The sequence below is a fragment of the Pseudomonas sp. 05N431 genome, from assembly GCF_056397005.1.
The window spans coordinates 120,411-137,830 of record NZ_JBFTMN010000004.1 but is presented as its reverse complement, the minus strand read 5'-3'; the positions used below and the strand labels follow the sequence as shown (position 1 = coordinate 137,830).

The following is a 17,420-nucleotide window of genomic DNA, read 5'->3' as shown; positions in this document are numbered from 1 at the left end:
CGGGGCCGATAACCCGAGACTGCATAACCTGGGCCAACACCTGAAACGACAGCGTTTTTGAAACAGATACAAAAAGACTCCGTACCCTGATCGTTTTACGACGATCAGAATACAGAGTCTAGTGGGTATTGCCTGAGCTTTTTGACTCTTTACGCAAGCCTTACGCGGCAGCGAACAATTGCTCGCTGATTTGCGCCTGAGCGTCGCTCATGGCTTTGTTGCGAACGTCGTCACCATAAGCCAGGCCATGGGCGCGGACGAACTCGATATCGGTGATGCCCATGAAGCCCAGCATGACTTTCAAGTACTCTTCGTGACCTACGCCAGTCGCCTGCCCCAGGTGCATACCGCCAGAAGTCGATACCACGACGACTTTCTTGTTACCGCACAGGCCTTCAGGGCCGGCTTCGGTGTAGCGGAAAGTCTGGCCGGCAACGGCAATGCGGTCGATCCAGGCCTTGAGCTGAGTCGGGATAGTAAAGTTGTACATCGGTGCTGCGATCACGACGGCATCGGCAGCGAGGAATTCGGCCAGGGTCGAAGCACTCAGCTCGGCTTCATGCTGTTGTGCGGCGTTACGCAATTCGGCAGTAGTACCGGCAGCAACCAGCGTCGCGGCAGAGAAATGGCTGATGGCATCGCTGGCCAGGTCGCGGTAGGTCACCACGGCAGCAGGCTCGGCGGCTTTCCAGGCCTGGACGACACTGTGGCTCAACTGACGGGAAGCAGAGTTATCGCCAAGGATGCTCGAATCAATGTGCAAGAGTTTCATGTGGGATCTCCAAGTGAGGATCGCCACCGGGCGATCTAGTGGGGATAATCCTACAGGCGAAACCAATAGCTGATTAGTTAGCAGTTATGCGATAGTTTGTCCCACTGATAGGACAGTTGAGTAGCGCCATGCAAGACCTCAATGACCTTTACTACTTCGCCAAAGTGGTCGAAGCCGGCGGTTTCGCCGCTGCCGGGCGCGTATTGGGCATTCCCAAGTCGCGGTTGTCGCGGCGTATTGCCGAACTTGAAGAGCGTCTGGGGGCCCGCCTCCTCCAGCGCACCACCCGCCAGCTCAAGCTGACCGCTGTCGGCGAGCGTTATTTGCGCCATTGCCAGGCAATGCTGCTGGAGGCAGAGATGGCTGACGAGGCCGTCGCCAGTATGTCCAGCGAACCCCGAGGGCGATTGCGGGTTTCCTGCCCCGTTGGGCTGGCTCATGAGTTTTTGCCATCGGTCATCAGCTCGTTTCTGGAACGCTTCCCTCAAGTTCAATTGGAAATGCAATTGCTCAACCGCCGGGTCGATCTGGTGACCGAAGGCATCGATGTCGCCTTGAGAGTGCGTGATCTGGGAGATGAAGACCCGTTGCTGGTCACCCGGCGCCTGCGTCAGGCGCAAATGGTGATGATCGCCAGCCCGGCCTTTCTACGCGATCACCCGATCAACAACCCGGAAGACCTGAAGCAGGTTCCGGTGCTCGGCGCCCTGGAGGCTGATCGCATGGTGCATGTGCGCATGCTCGATGCTCAGGGCACAACCTGCGACCTGACGCTGGAAGCACGGCTCGGGATCGATGATTTCATCGTACGCAAAGCCTGCACGCTGGCGGGTCTTGGCTTCACCCTGCTGCCGATGATGTACTGCGAAGAGGAACTGGAAAACGGCTCGCTGGTGCAACTCTTGCCCGAGTGGTCGCTGCCTGGCGGTTGGCTGCTGGCGGTCTACCCTCATCGGCGCGGTTTACTGCCGGCGGTGCGCGCCTGGATCGACCATTTGACCGAATCATTCAAAGCCTGTGGGGATCGATTGTTATGACGGCCAAACCGATGACTGAAGAAGACGTGGCACGTTTCTGCCTGGCACTGCCCGGCGCGCAAGAAGATTACAAATGGGGTGGCGTGCGGGTGTTTTCAGTGGCCGGAAACAAGATGTTTGCCCTGCAAAACCTGCGGGGTGAGTCATTAGCGTTCAAGGTCGACAAAGAGCTGTTTCTGGGGCATGTCGACCGCCCCGGTATCGCGCCTGCGCCCTATCTGGCAAGGGCGCAGTGGATCATCATGCAAACGCCCTACCCACTTGGCGCCGATGAGCTGCAAGGCTTGCTGCAACGCTCTCACCAACTGGTGGTGAGCAAGCTGCCCAAGCGCGTACAGGTCGGGTTATTGATTTAGAAGAGCCTGAAGAGGCCGGCGCCAAGAAACAACTGGTCGATCCAGAACACCTCGTGCAACAGCACGATGATCCAGAACACCAGTTGATAAGACACTTTGCGAGTCTTGTGCCGAAACACCTGCTGGGCGAGCAAAGCGCCCGGCCAGCCACCGGCCAGTTCGATTGCGTGCAGCACGTTTTCCGGTGTACGCCAGCTATCGACCCGGGCCTTGCGCTTGTCGCTCCAGTACAAGTAGAACGCCAGCAGGCTGACAATCGCATAGGCCACGAGCGGAATCAGCGAAATCCCGCGCCACCAGAGAAGCATCGAGCCAAATGCCGGCAAGGCGCACAGCGCCAGGAACACCAGGCCTTTGAGGCGCGGGTGTTGAATCCCGCGCCCATTGCGTGGCTCAATCATGATGTAGCCGCTGCCCAGTCGACCCAACCGAACTGCCAGGTCGCCAGGATCAACAAGCCGAACACGATCCGGTACCAGGCAAACGCAGCGTAGCTGTGGCTGGCGATGAACTTGAGCAAGCCCTTGACCGCGATCATCGCGAAAATAAACGCAGTGACGAAGCCGATGGCGAACACCGGGAGGTCAGCGGCCTGAAACAGGTCGCGATACTTGTAGCCGGAGTACACCGCGGCACCGACCATGGTCGGCATGGCCAGGAAGAACGAGAACTCGGTGGCGGTTTTGCGCGACAAGCCAAACAACAAGCCGCCGATGATCGTCGAACCGGAGCGCGAAGTGCCGGGAATCATCGCCAGACACTGGGCAAAACCGACTTTCAGGGCATCTTTCCAGGTGATCTCGTCGACAGTTTCGGCGTGCACGCTGTGCTCGCGACGTTCAGCCCACAACATGATGACCCCGCCCACTACCAGCGCCGTCGCCACGGTGATCGGGTTGAACAGGTATTTGTGGATCATATTGGCGAAGATCACACCCAGCACCACAGCCGGCATGAAAGCGATCAACAGGTTAACGGTAAACCGCTGAGCGTTGCGCTGCGTTGGCAACCCGGTGACCACGTCGAGTATCTTGCGGCGAAACTCCCAGACCACGGCCAGGATCGCGCCGAGCTGGATGATGATGTTGAATGCCTTCTCGCGCTCGCCACCGAAGTTGAGCAAATCCGCGACGATAATCTGGTGCCCGGTACTGGAAATGGGCAAAAACTCTGTCAGTCCTTCTACAACGCCAAGAATCAAAGCCTGAACGGCGGTCCAAAAATCCATTAATCCCCCAATGAAGCGATGCCTCCAAAGCATGCCTCGTTCATAAAATTTACGCGTCCACTGCGATCAGCGTCACCGAATGACAACACGCACGATCCCCACGCGAAGCCGTAAAAATCCGCTGAAAAATCCGCGCAACTTCAGGTTTTTGCTGACGCGGCCGAAATCCTATCAGACATGCCTGAATAACGCTGCGTCGTAATTGGACTTGAGTCGGATAGGCCCAGCGGCAAAAGCGTGCCTCAATGCTGGCGGTCGTTTATGACAGAACAAGAACAAAAACCGGAGTAACAAGGTTATGAATAGCTTGCGCAGTGTGTCGATCAGCCGTCGTCTGTGGCTCATCCTGATTGTGGCTGTGCTGATGCTGTTGACGTTGGGTGTGTTGATGCTCAAGCAGATCCACGATGACCTCTATCAAGCCAAGGCACAGAAAACCCAGCACGTGGTGCAGACGGCCAGCGGCATTCTGGCCTACTACCACGACCTGGAAACCGCCGGCACCCTGACCCGCGAAGCCGCGCAGAAACAGGCATTGAGCGTGGTACGCGGGTTGCGCTACGACCAGAACGACTACTTCTGGATCAACGACCTGACACCCGTGATGGTCATGCACCCGACCAATCCGAAACTTGAAGGCCAGAATCTTTCCGCGATCAAGGATCCGGACGGCTTCGCGTTGTTCAACGAGATGGTGGTCATCGCCAAGGCCAAGGGCGCCGGCATGGTTGACTATCGCTGGCCAAAACCGGGCGCCAGTACACCGGTCCAGAAAACCTCCTATGTGAAACTCTTCGAACCCTGGGGCTGGGTCATTGGTTCGGGTGTGTACATCGATGACATGCAGGCCGAGTTCTACGCACAGATGTGGCAGACATCGCTTGTCGGGCTCGCGATTGCCGTGCTGATGGCGCTGCTGGTGATCCTGATTGCGCGCAGTATCGTGCGCCCACTCCAGGAAACCGTGCACGCCATGGCCAATATCGCCAGCGGTGAAAGCGATCTGACCCGTAGCCTTGATACCCACGGCCAGGACGAAGTGACTGAGTTAGCGCAGCATTTCAACGCGTTCACGGCAAAACTGCGGCGGGTCATCAGCCAGTTGCAACTGTCCGCCAGTGCCTTGGGGCAGTCATCCAGCGACTTGGGCAATGATGCGGCCCAAGCCCAGGCACGCAGCCAGCAACAGTCACAACAAATGGAACTGGTGGCGACTGCCATCAATGAAGTGACCTATGGCGTGCAGGACGTGGCCAGGAATGCCGAACACGCCGCCAGCGAAATGCGCGACGCGCAAGCGCAGGCACAACAGGGGCAAGTGAACATCGATGGGAGCTTGCAGCAGATCGATCAGCTGTCCAGCACCATCGATCAAGCCGTTGAGGTTATCCGCACCCTGGCCACCGAAAGCACACAGATCGGCAGCGTACTCGAGGTGATCCGCTCGATCGCCGAACAGACCAATCTGCTGGCGCTCAACGCGGCCATTGAAGCCGCCCGCGCCGGTGAGCAAGGACGGGGCTTCGCCGTGGTGGCCGATGAAGTCCGGCTGCTGGCACAGCGCACACAAAAGTCCACGGCTGAAATCCAGTCAATGATCGAGCGCTTGCAGAGCCATTCCGAGGCGGCAGTCAAAGTGATCGGCGACAGCAGCCGCGCCTCGCAGCTGACCATTGAACAGGCCGGGTTGGCGGGTGCCAGCCTGAACGCGATCGGCCAGGCGCTGAATAATCTCAACGGCCTGAACGCCTCGATTGCCAGCGCAACCCTGCAACAGGCGCATGTGGTCGAGGACATCAACCAGAACGTCACCCAGGCCGCGGGCTTGTCCCACAGCACGGCCTTGGCCGCTGAGCAATCGAGCGTCGCAAGTGTGCATTTGAAAGAGCTCAGTGAGCAGTTGAATGGCCTGCTCAAGCAGTTTCGGGTGTAGACACACCTTGCGGTGAAACACTGCCCATGTGGGAGCGGGCTTGCCCGCGAAGAACGATAACGCGCAATGCCTGAAAAAYYGCGGTGTTCGCTTCGCGGGCAAGCCACGCTCCCACAGGGTCCGCGGCTTAACTGACCGGCTTCGGGCAAGCCCCCCTCGCCACAATCCCCACCTGCGTTACAATCGGCGCCCTTTTCAACTTCACCAAGGATCCTTCATGTCCGGGCTTGAACTGTTTGCCGCCGCACTCGGCGTGATTGCCGTCTGGTTGACGGTCAAACAGAACCCCTGGTGCTGGCCGATCGGACTGGTCATGGTGCTGCTCTATAGCTGGATCTTCTTCGAGGTGAAGCTGTATTCGGACATGCTGCTGCAGGTGATTTACGCTGGCTTGCAGCTCTATGGCTGGTGGCAGTGGACTCGCGCCGGCGAAGCGCAACATGGACGGCAAGTCACGCAACTGGATGGCCGCTCGATGTGGGCGGGGTTGGCCGTCGGTGCCGTCGGCAGCTTGCTGCTGGGCGCGGCCATGGCTCACTGGACCGACGCCGCGCAGCCCTGGCTGGACGCAGCATTGACCGGCTTCAGTCTGGTGGCGCAACTGTGGATGGCGCAAAAACGCCTGCAGTGCTGGCCGCTGTGGATTGCCGTCGATGTGATTTTCGTCGGGCTGTTTACCTACAAGGGCTTGTACCTGACGGCTGCGCTCTACGGCCTGTTTACGCTGATCGCCGTACAAGGCTGGCGCGAATGGCAGGCCGATCCGGCGTTACGCGCATGAAGGTCCTGGTACTCACCGGCCCTGAGTCCAGTGGCAAAAGCTGGTTATCGGCAGAACTTCAACGCCACTTTGGTGGGTTGCTGGTGGGCGAATACGTACGTTACTTCATCGAACAGAACCCTCGTGATACCTGCCTTGCCGATATCCCGGAAATTGCCCGTGGCCAAATGACCTGGGAAGACAGTGCCCGGGCCCAGCGCCCCGCGCTGCTGATTCTCGACACGCACCTGCTGAGCAACATACTGTGGAGCCAAACCCTGTTTGGCGAATGCCCCGCGTGGATCGAGGACGCGCTGCTGGCGAGGCAGTATGACTTGCACTTGTTGCTTTCCCCTGAAGTGGTGGACTGGACGGATGACGGCCAACGCTGCCAACCGGATCTGAACCAGCGCCTGGCGTTCTTCAACGCAACAAAAGCCTGGCTGGAACAACACGAGCAACGACTACAAGTCATCAATGGCGACTGGGTTGAGCGCCGTCGTCAGGCCTTTGCTGCTGTGGAGCAATTGCTCACGCCGTGAAGTTACCTCCGCTCGGAACGTCCCCGGTTTCCCACCGCTTTTTGGGCCATGTGTCCATTCCTGAAACACTCCAGTGCAGCGCAACAGCCCTATCAACGGCCTTCATCCTCTTGTCATGCTGACTGTTAAGTCATTGGTACACTCGCCCGCAAACACTTGATTTAGAGCTTTTCGACCGATGGGGCCGGCTCGCGATGGCGGGCACTGTCTCACGGTTGATACAGCTCAAACATCCCCCTGCCTGCCCTACCCCATAACGTATTGAATTCAATCAATAAATAAAAAGCGGCACAGCTTCTGCTCTCTCCTTCACAACGCTGACCAGAGCCAGCGCAAAAAAGAAGAGGGAGTGCCGACGTGGAGACAATCGATAAAGGCTTTATCCGCCTCCTGCTGATCGGATGTGCGTTCAGCTCTGTCATCAGTCTGCCTGTCCCGGCCGCCGATGGGATCATCGTCATCCAGCGGGAAGTCCAAACGCGTAACGCGACTCGCCGCCCCATGGTTCCCGACCCTAACCCCCTGACCGTCAATGCCAACCCGTCCAGGCAAGTCATCAGTGCAACCAACGAACTGTCGGACAGTGACATTTCCGGCATCAGCAGCGGTGCAAGCATCGCCGGCACGATCACTCAAGCCACCGGCACGCTGAGCGACCACATCAACGGTCAGTCACAGCTGCCCGGCTTGTCCGCAGGACATTCCGCGGGCTCCGGCAACGGCATTGCCAACAGGATCGACGGCACCATCCAGCAAGGCCTGGGCAGTCTGAATGTTATCGGGGGGACAATGAAATGAATCGCACTCTGCTGATTCTGGCCATGTTTTGCAGTGCACCGACCTTTGCCCAACCGCCTGTCATCGATACGGCCACCATCGACAACTCCGGCAGCCAATACCAGGGCAACTTCTCGGTCAACCAGGCAGCCGGCGATCAGCAACAACAGGCCAACGCCCGAGCCATCGCCATTGACACCAACGCCAGCGCCACCACGCAGATTCGCCAACGGTTGCGTACTCAGGTCGATCCCAGGATCGATGCTCAATCAGCCATTAAAGGCAACGCCTTCAGTAACGGCAATGGCGTACTGGGGGTCAACCAGAGTTCGGGCACCGGCAACCAGCAAGCCAACGCCCTGCGGATAAGCATCAGTGCTACGCCGCAAAGTATCGACGACAGCGTCCTCAAGCAACAGAACGTGGCGCTGCTCAACAGCTCCGATTCAACGGATCCTACTCGTGGCCATCGCCAGGTCGCTATCAGCGACCAGGCCTTCACCGGTAGCCGTGGGGTGATCCAGTTGAATCAGAGCGCCGGGGTGGGAAACCGAACGGCCAACACCCTGAGCGTACGGGTCGCGGATTGACCCAAAAGGTAAAAAACAACACTTAACCTAAAAATAAAGTACGGAGAATCAGCATGAAACCCTCAATGGCACTCAAGCCTCTGGTTTTCGCAATCGCTGCGGTAATGGCTATTGCTGTACAAGCTGGCCAGCGTGATGACGAGCATCATCATCGTCATCATGTAAATCCAAAAGACACCACCAATGCTGGCGCCACTGCCAACGCTATGGATAAACAAACCAGCACTAATAACTACATCAGCAATGAAGGGACTAAAAACACTGCCAACATGACCAACTCGGCCACGGGCGCCTCCGGTAACGTCGGTGTCAACGTTGCAGCAGGCGACGGTAACCAACAAGACAACGCTGCGGCCATTGCCAGCGGCGATGGCTCGTTTGTCTTCGGGTCTGTGGTGGCAAACGCCAAGGTAACGCAAACCCAAAACAACAACTATGTCGACAACTACTCCACCAACAACAGCGCCAATATGAGTGGTTCGGCCAACGGCGGCAGCGGCAACATGGGTATCAACATGGCTGCTGGCGACCTTAACCAACAGAAAAACACCATGGCGATCGCTGTGTCTGGCGGCAAGCACGCTACTGCAACCGCGAGTGCCGATCAATCAGGCCCAGGCCTGAGGGTGGAAAACGGGGCCGACCGGACGTACCGCCTGGATACTCTGTCGCGTACCGTCACATCCAGCGGTCATGAGTCTTTCAAAGAGGCATCCAAATCGCAGTCTGCTTCGGACTTTAGCAAGCACCTTGCTACGGCCTTTACTTCAGACTTTGATGCGAAATCTGCTTCGAAATCTGCCAGCGCCTCTGCTTCTCACGCTGCTGTGAAAGCTAACCTGGACGTGAACGTGGACGTGGATCTTAGCGCTAGCAGGAATGAGGGTCGCCGTCACAGCAGCAGCAGTGCGAATTTCGACGCGGATATCGACGCATCGCTCAACGCATCGATCGACAAATCGAACAGCAAATCGCACAGCGCATCGAGCAGCGTATCGCGCGACGCATCGGGCAGCACATCGTTCGACGCATCTGGCCGCGAATCTAAAGATAAGTCGCAAAGCTTCAGCGAGTCCAGCTCCTTTGACTTGAGCCACACCGTGTCCTGGCAAGTGCTGACCCCAACTGGCTGGGCAAACCCTGTGACCAACACTGCCAACCTGAACGGTTCGGTGAATGGTGGCAGCGGCAACCTGGGCGTCAACGTGGCTGCCGGTGCTGGCAACCAACAAAGCAACTCGCTGTCCATTGCATCCGGTTGCAGAACCTGCCTGTAAACCTAGCTCCAGAGTCTGGAGAGCCCCCTTCGGGGGGCTTTTTTTCACTCTCGCACGGAAGGCTTACGATCATGCGCATTTTCGCCCTGGCGTTCCTGGTTTTTCTGGCTGGTCTGAGCGAAGCGGGACAAATGCCGCTTTCCGTCTTGCCAGGCGGAGCGGTCGTTTTCAAACCGGTCCAGAGCATGCGTGAGCGCAAATTTGCCGACCTGGTCCAACAGAAAACCGACTTCAGTTGCGGTGCAGCTTCCCTGGCGACCATATTGCGCCAGGCCTATTGGCTGGACGTAACCGAGGCACAAATCATCGAAGGCATGCTGGCTCACTCCGACCAGAATCTGGTCCGCGTCCAGGGCTTCTCCATGCTCGACATGAAGCGTTACGTGGAAAGTATCGGCATGCGAGCCCGTGGTTACCGGGTAACGCCGGAAGGTCTGACCAGCGTCGCCATTCCGGTGATCGTGCTCATGGACATCCGTGGCTACAAGCACTTCGTGGTCATGCAAAAAGCGGAGAAAGACTGGGTGTATATCGGTGATCCGGTACTCGGTCACAAACGCTTCAAGTTCGACGACTTTGTCAAAGGCTGGAACGGCATCATCTTCGCCGTCATAGGTCAAGGCTACGACAAGACCAACATCTTGCGCGAACCACCTTTGCCACTGACCGCCAAGAACCGCATCAACACCTTCAGCCCGGTGCCGGACACAGAATTGATGGATTTCGGATTCATCCAGAGCGACTTTTTCTAATGACAAGGGAGCACGAAGCTCCGGGAGTATCCAATGAAGACTCCATACTGGCTGGCCGTCGTTTGCCTGGCCGCCAGCCTGCCAACACAAGCACTCACGTTCAAACCGATTGAACTCAAGGATCAGGAGTTGGCGACCCTTCGCGGCCGGTATGTCATGCCGGGCCGGATCATCAGTTTCGGGATTGTCATGACCAGCACTTGGCAAAATGCCAGCGGTGAAGTGATCGGGGCAACCTCCTCGATGCAGATTCAGGAATCGACCATCAAGCCACAGTTCTATGTATCGATGATCGACAAGAAAGGTGATGGTTCGCCGGTTTCCCAGGGTTCCGGCAATGTCAGTGGCGGTGGCGGCCTCAGCACCTCCCAGGGTGTAACCCAGGTCGTGCGCGCCGCCGGTGACTACAATAGCGCTTACAACAATGTCGACATCAACGTCAAAGAAGCCAACCAGGCACCACAAATGGATACCCAGGGCCAGCCATTGGCCGCCGGCACGACCCTGTCTGCGTCCAACGGTGCCGGGACCTTCAGCATGTCGTCAAGTAACACTGGCGTGCAGTTGAGCATCCAGGCCAACAACAATCAGGGCAGTACCGTGCAACGCCTTGCCCAGGGCGGCCTGATGCAGAATGCGACCTTGCTCGGCGGAAGAAACCAGGTCAACAACCTGACGTCCCTCAATGTTGTCCTGCGCAATAACCTGCCGACCGTCGGGGCGCTGGACTGCAGTCTGGACCAACTAAAAGGCCTACGCACTCTTGGATACTGATCTACGCTGAGTCTCATCGAATGTAGTCAGAAGGGACGACAAACCCATGCACAGATCTTTGACGTTCAGAGCTGTCGTTTGTTTGAGTACCCTGGTCCCGGCCACTTTGCTGCAAGCAGCACCGGACCCCCAGGTAGAAGCCTTAAAACAAGAACTCATGGAGCTGAAACAGCGTTACGAAGCACAACAAAACGCGCTGATGGTACTTGAGCAGCGCGTTAAACAAGTCGAAGAAACACCAGCAACACCTGCTCCCAAGCGCCTGACCCGCTCCCCTGCCGAGAAGACCACAGGCGCCAAGACCGTGGCCACGGGTGCCCCAGGGACCACTTCGTATGGGCAGTCGCTCAAGGACGACTCGGGACCGGCGCAAAGCGTGTCCAACCTGTATGACGAAGCCAGCGGCTTCTTCGGTGGTGGCAAGTTCAGTTTCGAAACGGGCATGACTTATACCCACTATGACACCCGTGCATTGGTGCTCAATGGCTTTCTGGCTCTTGACTCGATTTTTCTTGGCAACATCAACATTGACCGCATAAAGGCCGACAACTGGACCCTGGACCTGACAGGCCGCTACAACGTGGCGCAACGCTGGCAGTTCGACATCAACGTCCCGGTCGTCTATCGAGAATCGACATACTCTTCTGGTGGTGCAGGAGGCGCAGCCCCGGTCTCATCCGACGCCACCGTCAAGCGCGATCCGACCATAGGCGATGTCAACTTTGGTGTTGCCTACAAGTTCCTGGATGAATCGGAAAACCTGCCCGACGCGGTCGCCACTCTGCGAATCAAGGCGCCGACCGGCAAAAATCCGTACGGAATCAAGTTGATCAAGGACCCGGGCAACGACAATTTGTCGGTACCTCAGTCACTCCCTACCGGCAACGGTGTCTGGTCGATTACCCCGGGTATCTCACTGGTCAAGACCTTCGACCCTGCTGTGCTCTTCGGCAGCCTGTCCTATACCTACAACATGCAGCATTCCTTCAGCGATATCAGCCCCACTGTAGATTCCACGGTCCCGGGAGACGTGAAACTGGGCGATTCCTGGCAGATCGGCGCCGGCATTGCGTTTGCCTTGAACGAGAAGATGAGTATGTCGTTTTCGTTTTCCGACCAATTCGCCCGCAAAAGCAAAGTCAAACCAAGCGGCCAGGACTGGCAATCAATCCCGGACAGCGACTACAACGCTGCCAACTTCAACATCGGCCTGACCATGGCGGCAACCGACAAACTGACGATAGTCCCCAACCTCTCCATCGGCTTGACCCAGGACGCACCGGCCTTCTCCTTCAGCCTGAAATTCCCGTACTACTTCTAAACGCCACACAAGGAAAAGGCCCGCTGCGACGTAAATCGCAGCGGGCCCTTTCGTTTCTCCGCGCCCTAGCGGATCTGGTGCTTATGCAGCAATCGGTAAAAAGTCGGCCGTGAAACGCCCAGTACTCGAGCGGCTACGCTGAGGTTGTCACTGTGACGGCTCAATACGTCGCACAACGCCTGGCGTTCGGCGCGGGTCTTGTAGTCTTCGAGGGTGCCCATCGGCGCGGTAATCGTCTGTTGGCCAATCAACCCCAGGTCCCGCGCCTCGATCTGCCGGCCTTCGGCCAGCACCAACCCTCGACGCACCCGGTTTGCCAGCTCACGGACATTGCCCGGCCAGTCGTGCTTGCCCATGGCAATCAGCGCGTCTTCGCTGAAACTGCGCGGCCGGCGTCCGGTTTCCTGGCTGTAGAAGTGGGAAAAATGGTTGGCCAGCAACGCCAGGTCACCGTGACGCTCGCGTAACGGTGCGGTGACCACCTGCAGGACGTTGAGCCGGTAGTACAAATCCTCGCGAAAGCGTTTGGCCTCGATCGCGGATTCCAGATCCACGTGAGTAGCTGCCAAGACCCGGACATCCACCGGAATCGGCTGACTGCCGCCCACCCGTTCGATGTGTTTCTCCTGCAGGAAACGCAACAGATTAGCTTGCAGTTCAAGGGGCAGATCACCTATTTCATCCAGAAACAGGGTGCCACCATTGGCCGCTTCAATCCGTCCGACTTTACGTTGGTGTGCACCGGTAAAAGCGCCTTTTTCGTGACCAAACAGCTCGGACTGAATCAAATGTTCGGGAATTGCACCGCAATTGATCGCGATAAACGGTTTGCTGTGGCGTTGTGACTGGCGGTGCAAGGTTCTGGCGACCAGCTCTTTACCGGTGCCACTTTCCCCTCGGATCAACACCGGCGACTCGGTAGGCGCCAATTTGCTCAGCAATTTGCGCAATTCACGGATCGGCCGGCTGTCGCCGAGCAGTTCATGTTCAGGCTGGTGGATATGAATCGTGCCCTGACCGCGCAAACGCGCCATGCCGAATGCCCGCCCAAGGGTCACTTGAACCCTGGAGACGTCAAACGGCAAGGTATGGAAATCGAAAAACCATTCGCAGACAAAATCGCCGGCATTCTGCAACCGCAGGACGTCCTGGTTGAGAACAGCGATCCATTCAGTACCGCTGCGGCTGATCAGCTCCTTGACGGCTTCAGGACGCTCAAAATGAACAGGTTGAAGGCGCAGCAGGCCGACATCACAGGAGCGATGGGAAGCGTTCTCCAGGGTACAACTGTCGACATCCCAGCCTATCGTGCGTAGGCCGGGTAATAAGCGATGGCAGTCGTCACACGGATCAACCACTAGCAAACGTCGCAATGCGGGCGTTTCGATCATGACTGTTCCTTGGCGCCAAAAATTGGAAAATTTATTAGAAACAGTCGTTTGGCGTCCTTGAATGTAACGTTAGCAAGATCTTGACGCGGCCTTGTATCGTTTAATAATAAGGTCAACGATGTTTACGTTATAAACCATGCCCTTATTAGCTCCCCGACACGCTTGAACCTTTCATCCAGCTTTCAATGCGTCCCTTGTCGCTGCCTTTATAAAAGAAAGTTGAAATTTCTTTTGATTGTGTGTGACCCGCCCCCCCATTGCGCGCATCAGTACAAGTAACCAGCCGAACGGTAAGCCCAACCGACGGCACATCACTTGATTGGGCACAGACGAGAGAAGACCCCATGAACGCCCCGCTCCGTATCAACGAAGCTCTTTTGATTGCCGACCGCGCATTTACCCCCTTCCAATGCGTGGCCTGGGCTCCACAGGACGGTACTGGCGAACTCAGCCTGACCGTCATCGACCGCACCAGCACCCCTATCGGCCGCAAACAGATCCCGAGCAGCGCCTACACCGACCCGGCCCAACTTGAATCCTTGCTGGAACAGGTTCGCGCCGAATTGAGCGAAGAAGGCTATCAGTTGCAATCCTGGACAATGCCGCAGTAAACGAAAAGTGCGGATCACTGCAGCGTGATCCGCACTTTTTTATCGATACATCTCAAGATATCCGCTCTTCTTCGGCCCTCTCGGTTGATGCCTTATTGCGATAGACGGTCGTATTCGCCAGACCAACTTTTCGCCGGTTCGCAAAGACATCGTTCTGGCACAGAACGACGCTCCGTCTGTTATTCCTGCCCGTTGTACATTGCATCAATCAGGGATTGAATATCTCTTTCAAAGTCTTCCTCCACGGTTCTGGATCCGGTCGACTCGCAAGGAGATGCGACATGCCCATCCATAACGCTTTTGCCTTCACGGCCCCTCTCGGTACAGCGGGCCAACTCGACTCAAGTTTTGCATCATCCGGCAAGGCCTGGCTGCAGTTCGCGGGCAGCCTTTCGAGCATGGCCAACGATGTCGCGGTCGATTCGATGAACCGCCTGCTGGTCGCGGCCAAGGTCGAAACCTGCGACGGTTGCCGTTATGGGTTGGCCCGATTACTTGAGAATGGCTCAGCGGATCGGAGCTTCGGCACTGACGGCAGCATTACCGGACAGTTCGAAAGCGGCTTCGAAGCCACAGGAGGCAAGGTCAAGGAACTCTCCGACGGACGAATTCTGTTATCCGGTCTACATTACGAAAACCCCCACCGTACGCTCCCTGCACTGGCGATGTTTGACTCAGATGGACGCCCGGTCCTGCAATTCGGCAACCAGGGGGTGCAGATCGTGCGTTTGCCCGGAGATCTGTCCCGAGGCCTGCGTGACGACTGGTTACCGCCAGGCGTCCCGGGCGCCGAAGCCTGCGACTTCCAGGTGCTGGCCGATGGCCGAATCCTGCTGCTGGCCAACCATCACTACGAATTCGCGGATCACGTCGGCATCCTGATACAGCTCAATCCGGACGGAACGCTGGACGAGACATTCAACGGCCATGGATTTGTCATGGTCAGGCACTTGCTGATGAATACCTGGCTGAGCAGTCTCCTGGTGCAGGCAGATGGTCAGATTGTGGTCGCAGGCTCCATCAATCTGCCGCAGGAAGGTTTGCTGGCACGCTTCGACAACACCGGCCGGCTGGACGAAGACTTTGCTGAAGACGGTTTTTTAAGCTTCAAGATTCAGGGCCACGGCGCCCTGGTGAGTCAGGTGATCGAGCAAACGGATGGGCGCCTGCAGTGTTTCGGTAGTAGTCGCGACCCGATGCAATGCCTGTCGCTGATCGTGCGCAAAAATGGTCGGCCGGACACTCATTGCAACGGAGGTCACGCGCGGCTCACCGAAATAGGTAGCAGCGGCTGCCAATGGACAGCGGCCCAGGTTCTCGCCGATGGCCGGGTGCTGAGCGTCGGTGCAACCGTTGGCGGCATTGCAGCGGATTTTCTTTTGGCACGGCACCTCCCGGACGGACGCCTGGATCGCCACTTCGCCAATGGCCAAGGCTATGTTCGTACTCGTCTGGGGCGCAGCCTGGACACGGCAACCGCGCTGGCCGTGCAGGCTGATGCGCGAATTGTGGTGAGCGGCTACTCGCTGGATGGCCACTACCGGGCGGTATTGGCGCGCTATCTGGGGTAGTGCTTTGCCGTTGTTACGATGCAGGTGCGCCATCACCGATTGATAATGAAACTCAAGAGCTTGATCTTCCGGGACTGTTACGGCAAGTTGCGCGCTTCTTGATAGAAGGAGCAACTGATGTCCGGTTCAATGGCCCAGGCGTTTGCGCACAATTTCCTTGGGCATTCACCGCGCTGGTACAAGGCGAGCATTCTCGCCTTCCTGATTCTCAACCCGCTGGTGCTGTGGACCGCAGGTCCGGTGGCCGCGGGCTGGTTGCTGGTGGCAGAGTTCATTTTCACCCTGGCCATGGCACTCAAGTGCTACCCGCTGATGCCGGGTGGCTTGTTGATGGTCGAAGCGCTGCTGCTGCGCATGACCACACCTGAAGCGCTGTATGACGAGCTGCTGCATAACTTCCCGGTGATCCTGTTGCTGATGTTCATGGTGGCGGGTATTTACTTCATGAAAGACCTGCTGCTGTTCCTGTTTTCCCGGCTGTTGCTTGGGGTTCGCTCCAAGGCATTGCTGGGGCTGATGTTCTGTTTTCTGTCGGCGTTCTTGTCGGCGTTTCTCGATGCGTTGACAGTGACCGCCGTGATCATCAGTGCGGCCGTAGGGTTTTACTCGGTCTATCACCGCGTGGCGTCGGGCAACGATCCGCGGCAGGACAGCGAATTCAGCAGTGACCACAACCTGCCCGTCCTGCATCACGAAGACCTCGAGCAATTCCGTTCATTCCTGCGCAGTCTGCTGATGCACGGCGCCGTAGGCACGGCGCTCGGTGGTGTCTGCACCTTGGTGGGCGAGCCGCAGAACCTGCTGATCGGCCATGAAATGGGCTGGCACTTTGCAGACTTCTTCCTGAAGGTCGCCCCGGTCTCGCTTCCGGTGCTGGTGGCGGGCCTGGTGACCTGTGTGTTGCTGGAGAAACTGCGCTGGTTCGGTTATGGCACCTTGCTGCCAGACAACGTTCGCACGGTACTGGCTGACTATGCGGCACAGGACAACACCGAACGCACCGCCCGCCAACGCGCTGCACTGTTGGTACAAGGCGCGGCCGCGCTGATTCTGATTGCCGGGTTGGCGTTTCACATTGCCGAGGTCGGGCTGATCGGCTTGATGGTGATCGTCTTGATCACGGCGTTCACCGGCATTACCGAAGAGCACCGGATCGGCAACGCCTTCAAGGATGCGATGCCGTTTACTGCCTTGCTGGTGGTGTTCTTCGCGGTTGTGGCAGTGATCCACGATCAGCAACTGTTCACGCCGCTGATCCAGTGGGTACTGTCCCTGCCGGCAGATCAGCAACCGGGCATGTTGTTTATCGCCAATGGCGTGTTGTCGGCCATCAGCGATAACGTGTTCGTGGCGACGATCTACATCACAGAGGTGAAACAGGCATTCATCTCCGGCCATATGAGCCGCGAGCATTTCGAAACGCTGGCGATTGCCATCAATACCGGCACCAACCTGCCCAGCGTGGCAACACCCAATGGTCAGGCAGCGTTCCTGTTTTTGCTGACCTCGGCAATTGCCCCGCTGATTCGGCTGTCTTACGGGCGAATGGTCTGGATGGCGTTGCCGTACACCGTGGTGATGGGCGTGTTGGGCTGGTATGCGGTGAGCTACTGGTTGTAACTCATGGCTAATGTGGGAGCGAGCTTGCTCGCGATAGCGGGCTGTCAGTCAACTCAGATGCTGACTGACACACCGTCATCGCGAGCAAGCTCGCTCCCACAGGGGTTT

General features: G+C 57.5%; 18 protein-coding genes. 14 read left to right on the top strand and 4 right to left on the bottom strand.

The annotated features are described in order from the left end of the window. Positions 1-160: 160 nt before the first annotated feature. Entirely contained in the window at positions 161-772 is a 612-nt protein-coding gene (locus AC1DIG_RS08280; protein ID WP_477766898.1) for an FMN-dependent NADH-azoreductase, read from the bottom strand. Positions 773-900: 128 nt separating this feature from the next. Here AC1DIG_RS08280 and AC1DIG_RS08275 point away from each other — a divergent pair, with 128 nt between their 5' ends. Then, positions 901-1,809: a LysR substrate-binding domain-containing protein gene (locus tag AC1DIG_RS08275; RefSeq protein WP_477766897.1), complete on the top strand. Its 909-nt coding sequence runs from the start codon at positions 901-903 to the stop codon at positions 1,807-1,809. A gap of 11 nt (positions 1,810-1,820) precedes the next feature. Next, complete coding sequence (locus AC1DIG_RS08270; RefSeq protein ID WP_477767289.1) at positions 1,821-2,165, top strand: MmcQ/YjbR family DNA-binding protein; 345 nt, start codon at positions 1,821-1,823, stop codon at positions 2,163-2,165. Here the strand turns inward: AC1DIG_RS08270 and AC1DIG_RS08265 are convergent. Both AC1DIG_RS08265 and AC1DIG_RS08260 read right to left on the bottom strand, forming a co-directional pair. Continuing rightward, positions 2,162-2,566, bottom strand: a complete 405-nt coding sequence (locus AC1DIG_RS08265; RefSeq protein WP_477766896.1) for a DUF1294 domain-containing protein — start codon at positions 2,564-2,566, stop codon at positions 2,162-2,164. The genes AC1DIG_RS08270 and AC1DIG_RS08265 overlap by 4 nt on opposite strands. Further along, positions 2,563-3,393: an undecaprenyl-diphosphate phosphatase gene (locus AC1DIG_RS08260; protein WP_347926876.1), complete on the bottom strand. Its 831-nt coding sequence runs from the start codon at positions 3,391-3,393 to the stop codon at positions 2,563-2,565. Before AC1DIG_RS08260 ends, AC1DIG_RS08265 begins: the two co-directional genes overlap by 4 nt. Before the next feature lie 298 nt (positions 3,394-3,691). On the opposite strand from AC1DIG_RS08260, the gene AC1DIG_RS08255 reads away from it, so the two are divergent. From AC1DIG_RS08255 to AC1DIG_RS08215, 9 genes are all read left to right on the top strand, one after another. After that, positions 3,692-5,326, top strand: coding sequence for a methyl-accepting chemotaxis protein (locus AC1DIG_RS08255; protein ID WP_477766895.1), 1,635 nt, complete (start codon positions 3,692-3,694; stop codon positions 5,324-5,326). Between the two features lie 217 nt (positions 5,327-5,543). Further along, positions 5,544-6,107, top strand: a complete 564-nt coding sequence (gene pnuC / locus AC1DIG_RS08250) for a nicotinamide riboside transporter PnuC (protein ID WP_477766894.1) — start codon at positions 5,544-5,546, stop codon at positions 6,105-6,107. Beyond that, a complete protein-coding gene (locus AC1DIG_RS08245; protein WP_477766893.1) occupies positions 6,104-6,628 on the top strand; it encodes an AAA family ATPase in 525 nt (174 codons plus the stop codon). The genes pnuC and AC1DIG_RS08245 overlap by 4 nt, the downstream gene beginning before the upstream one ends. 357 nt (positions 6,629-6,985) lie before the next feature. After that, the gene (locus AC1DIG_RS08240; protein ID WP_477766892.1) at positions 6,986-7,426 is read left to right on the top strand and encodes a hypothetical protein; all 441 of its coding nucleotides are present in this window, start codon (positions 6,986-6,988) and stop codon (positions 7,424-7,426) included. Beyond that, on the top strand, positions 7,423-7,995 hold the full coding sequence (locus AC1DIG_RS08235) for an adhesin (protein ID WP_477766891.1): 573 nt from the start codon (positions 7,423-7,425) through the stop codon (positions 7,993-7,995). The genes AC1DIG_RS08240 and AC1DIG_RS08235 overlap by 4 nt, the downstream gene beginning before the upstream one ends. Positions 7,996-8,048: 53 nt before the next feature. Continuing rightward, complete coding sequence (locus tag AC1DIG_RS08230; RefSeq protein ID WP_477766890.1) at positions 8,049-9,272, top strand: autotransporter outer membrane beta-barrel domain-containing protein; 1,224 nt, start codon at positions 8,049-8,051, stop codon at positions 9,270-9,272. A gap of 71 nt (positions 9,273-9,343) precedes the next feature. Then, on the top strand, positions 9,344-10,024 hold the full coding sequence (locus AC1DIG_RS08225) for a C39 family peptidase (RefSeq protein ID WP_477766889.1): 681 nt from the start codon (positions 9,344-9,346) through the stop codon (positions 10,022-10,024). A 33-nt stretch (positions 10,025-10,057) separates the two neighbouring features. Further along, a complete protein-coding gene (locus AC1DIG_RS08220; RefSeq protein ID WP_477766888.1) occupies positions 10,058-10,798 on the top strand; it encodes a hypothetical protein in 741 nt (246 codons plus the stop codon). Between the two features lie 46 nt (positions 10,799-10,844). After that, a complete protein-coding gene (locus AC1DIG_RS08215; RefSeq protein ID WP_477766887.1) occupies positions 10,845-12,119 on the top strand; it encodes a hypothetical protein in 1,275 nt (424 codons plus the stop codon). A 65-nt stretch (positions 12,120-12,184) separates the two neighbouring features. On the opposite strand, the gene AC1DIG_RS08210 is transcribed toward AC1DIG_RS08215, so the two are convergent. Next, positions 12,185-13,510 (bottom strand): sigma-54 dependent transcriptional regulator, encoded by a 1,326-nt coding sequence (locus AC1DIG_RS08210; RefSeq protein WP_477766886.1) that lies wholly within the window; start codon positions 13,508-13,510, stop codon positions 12,185-12,187. Between the two features lie 344 nt (positions 13,511-13,854). On the opposite strand from AC1DIG_RS08210, the gene AC1DIG_RS08205 reads away from it, so the two are divergent. The 3 genes from AC1DIG_RS08205 (at position 13,855) to nhaB (ending at position 17,312) form a co-directional block, all read left to right on the top strand. Continuing rightward, positions 13,855-14,121, top strand: a complete 267-nt coding sequence (locus AC1DIG_RS08205; protein ID WP_216744148.1) for a hypothetical protein — start codon at positions 13,855-13,857, stop codon at positions 14,119-14,121. 281 nt (positions 14,122-14,402) lie between these two features. Next, positions 14,403-15,692: a hypothetical protein gene (locus AC1DIG_RS08200; RefSeq protein ID WP_477766885.1), complete on the top strand. Its 1,290-nt coding sequence runs from the start codon at positions 14,403-14,405 to the stop codon at positions 15,690-15,692. 117 nt (positions 15,693-15,809) lie between these two features. Further along, positions 15,810-17,312 carry a sodium/proton antiporter NhaB gene (gene nhaB, locus AC1DIG_RS08195; RefSeq protein ID WP_477766884.1) on the top strand — a complete coding sequence of 501 codons (1,503 nt, stop codon included), beginning with the start codon at positions 15,810-15,812 and terminating at the stop codon, positions 17,310-17,312. The last annotated feature ends 108 nt before the right edge of the window (positions 17,313-17,420 follow it).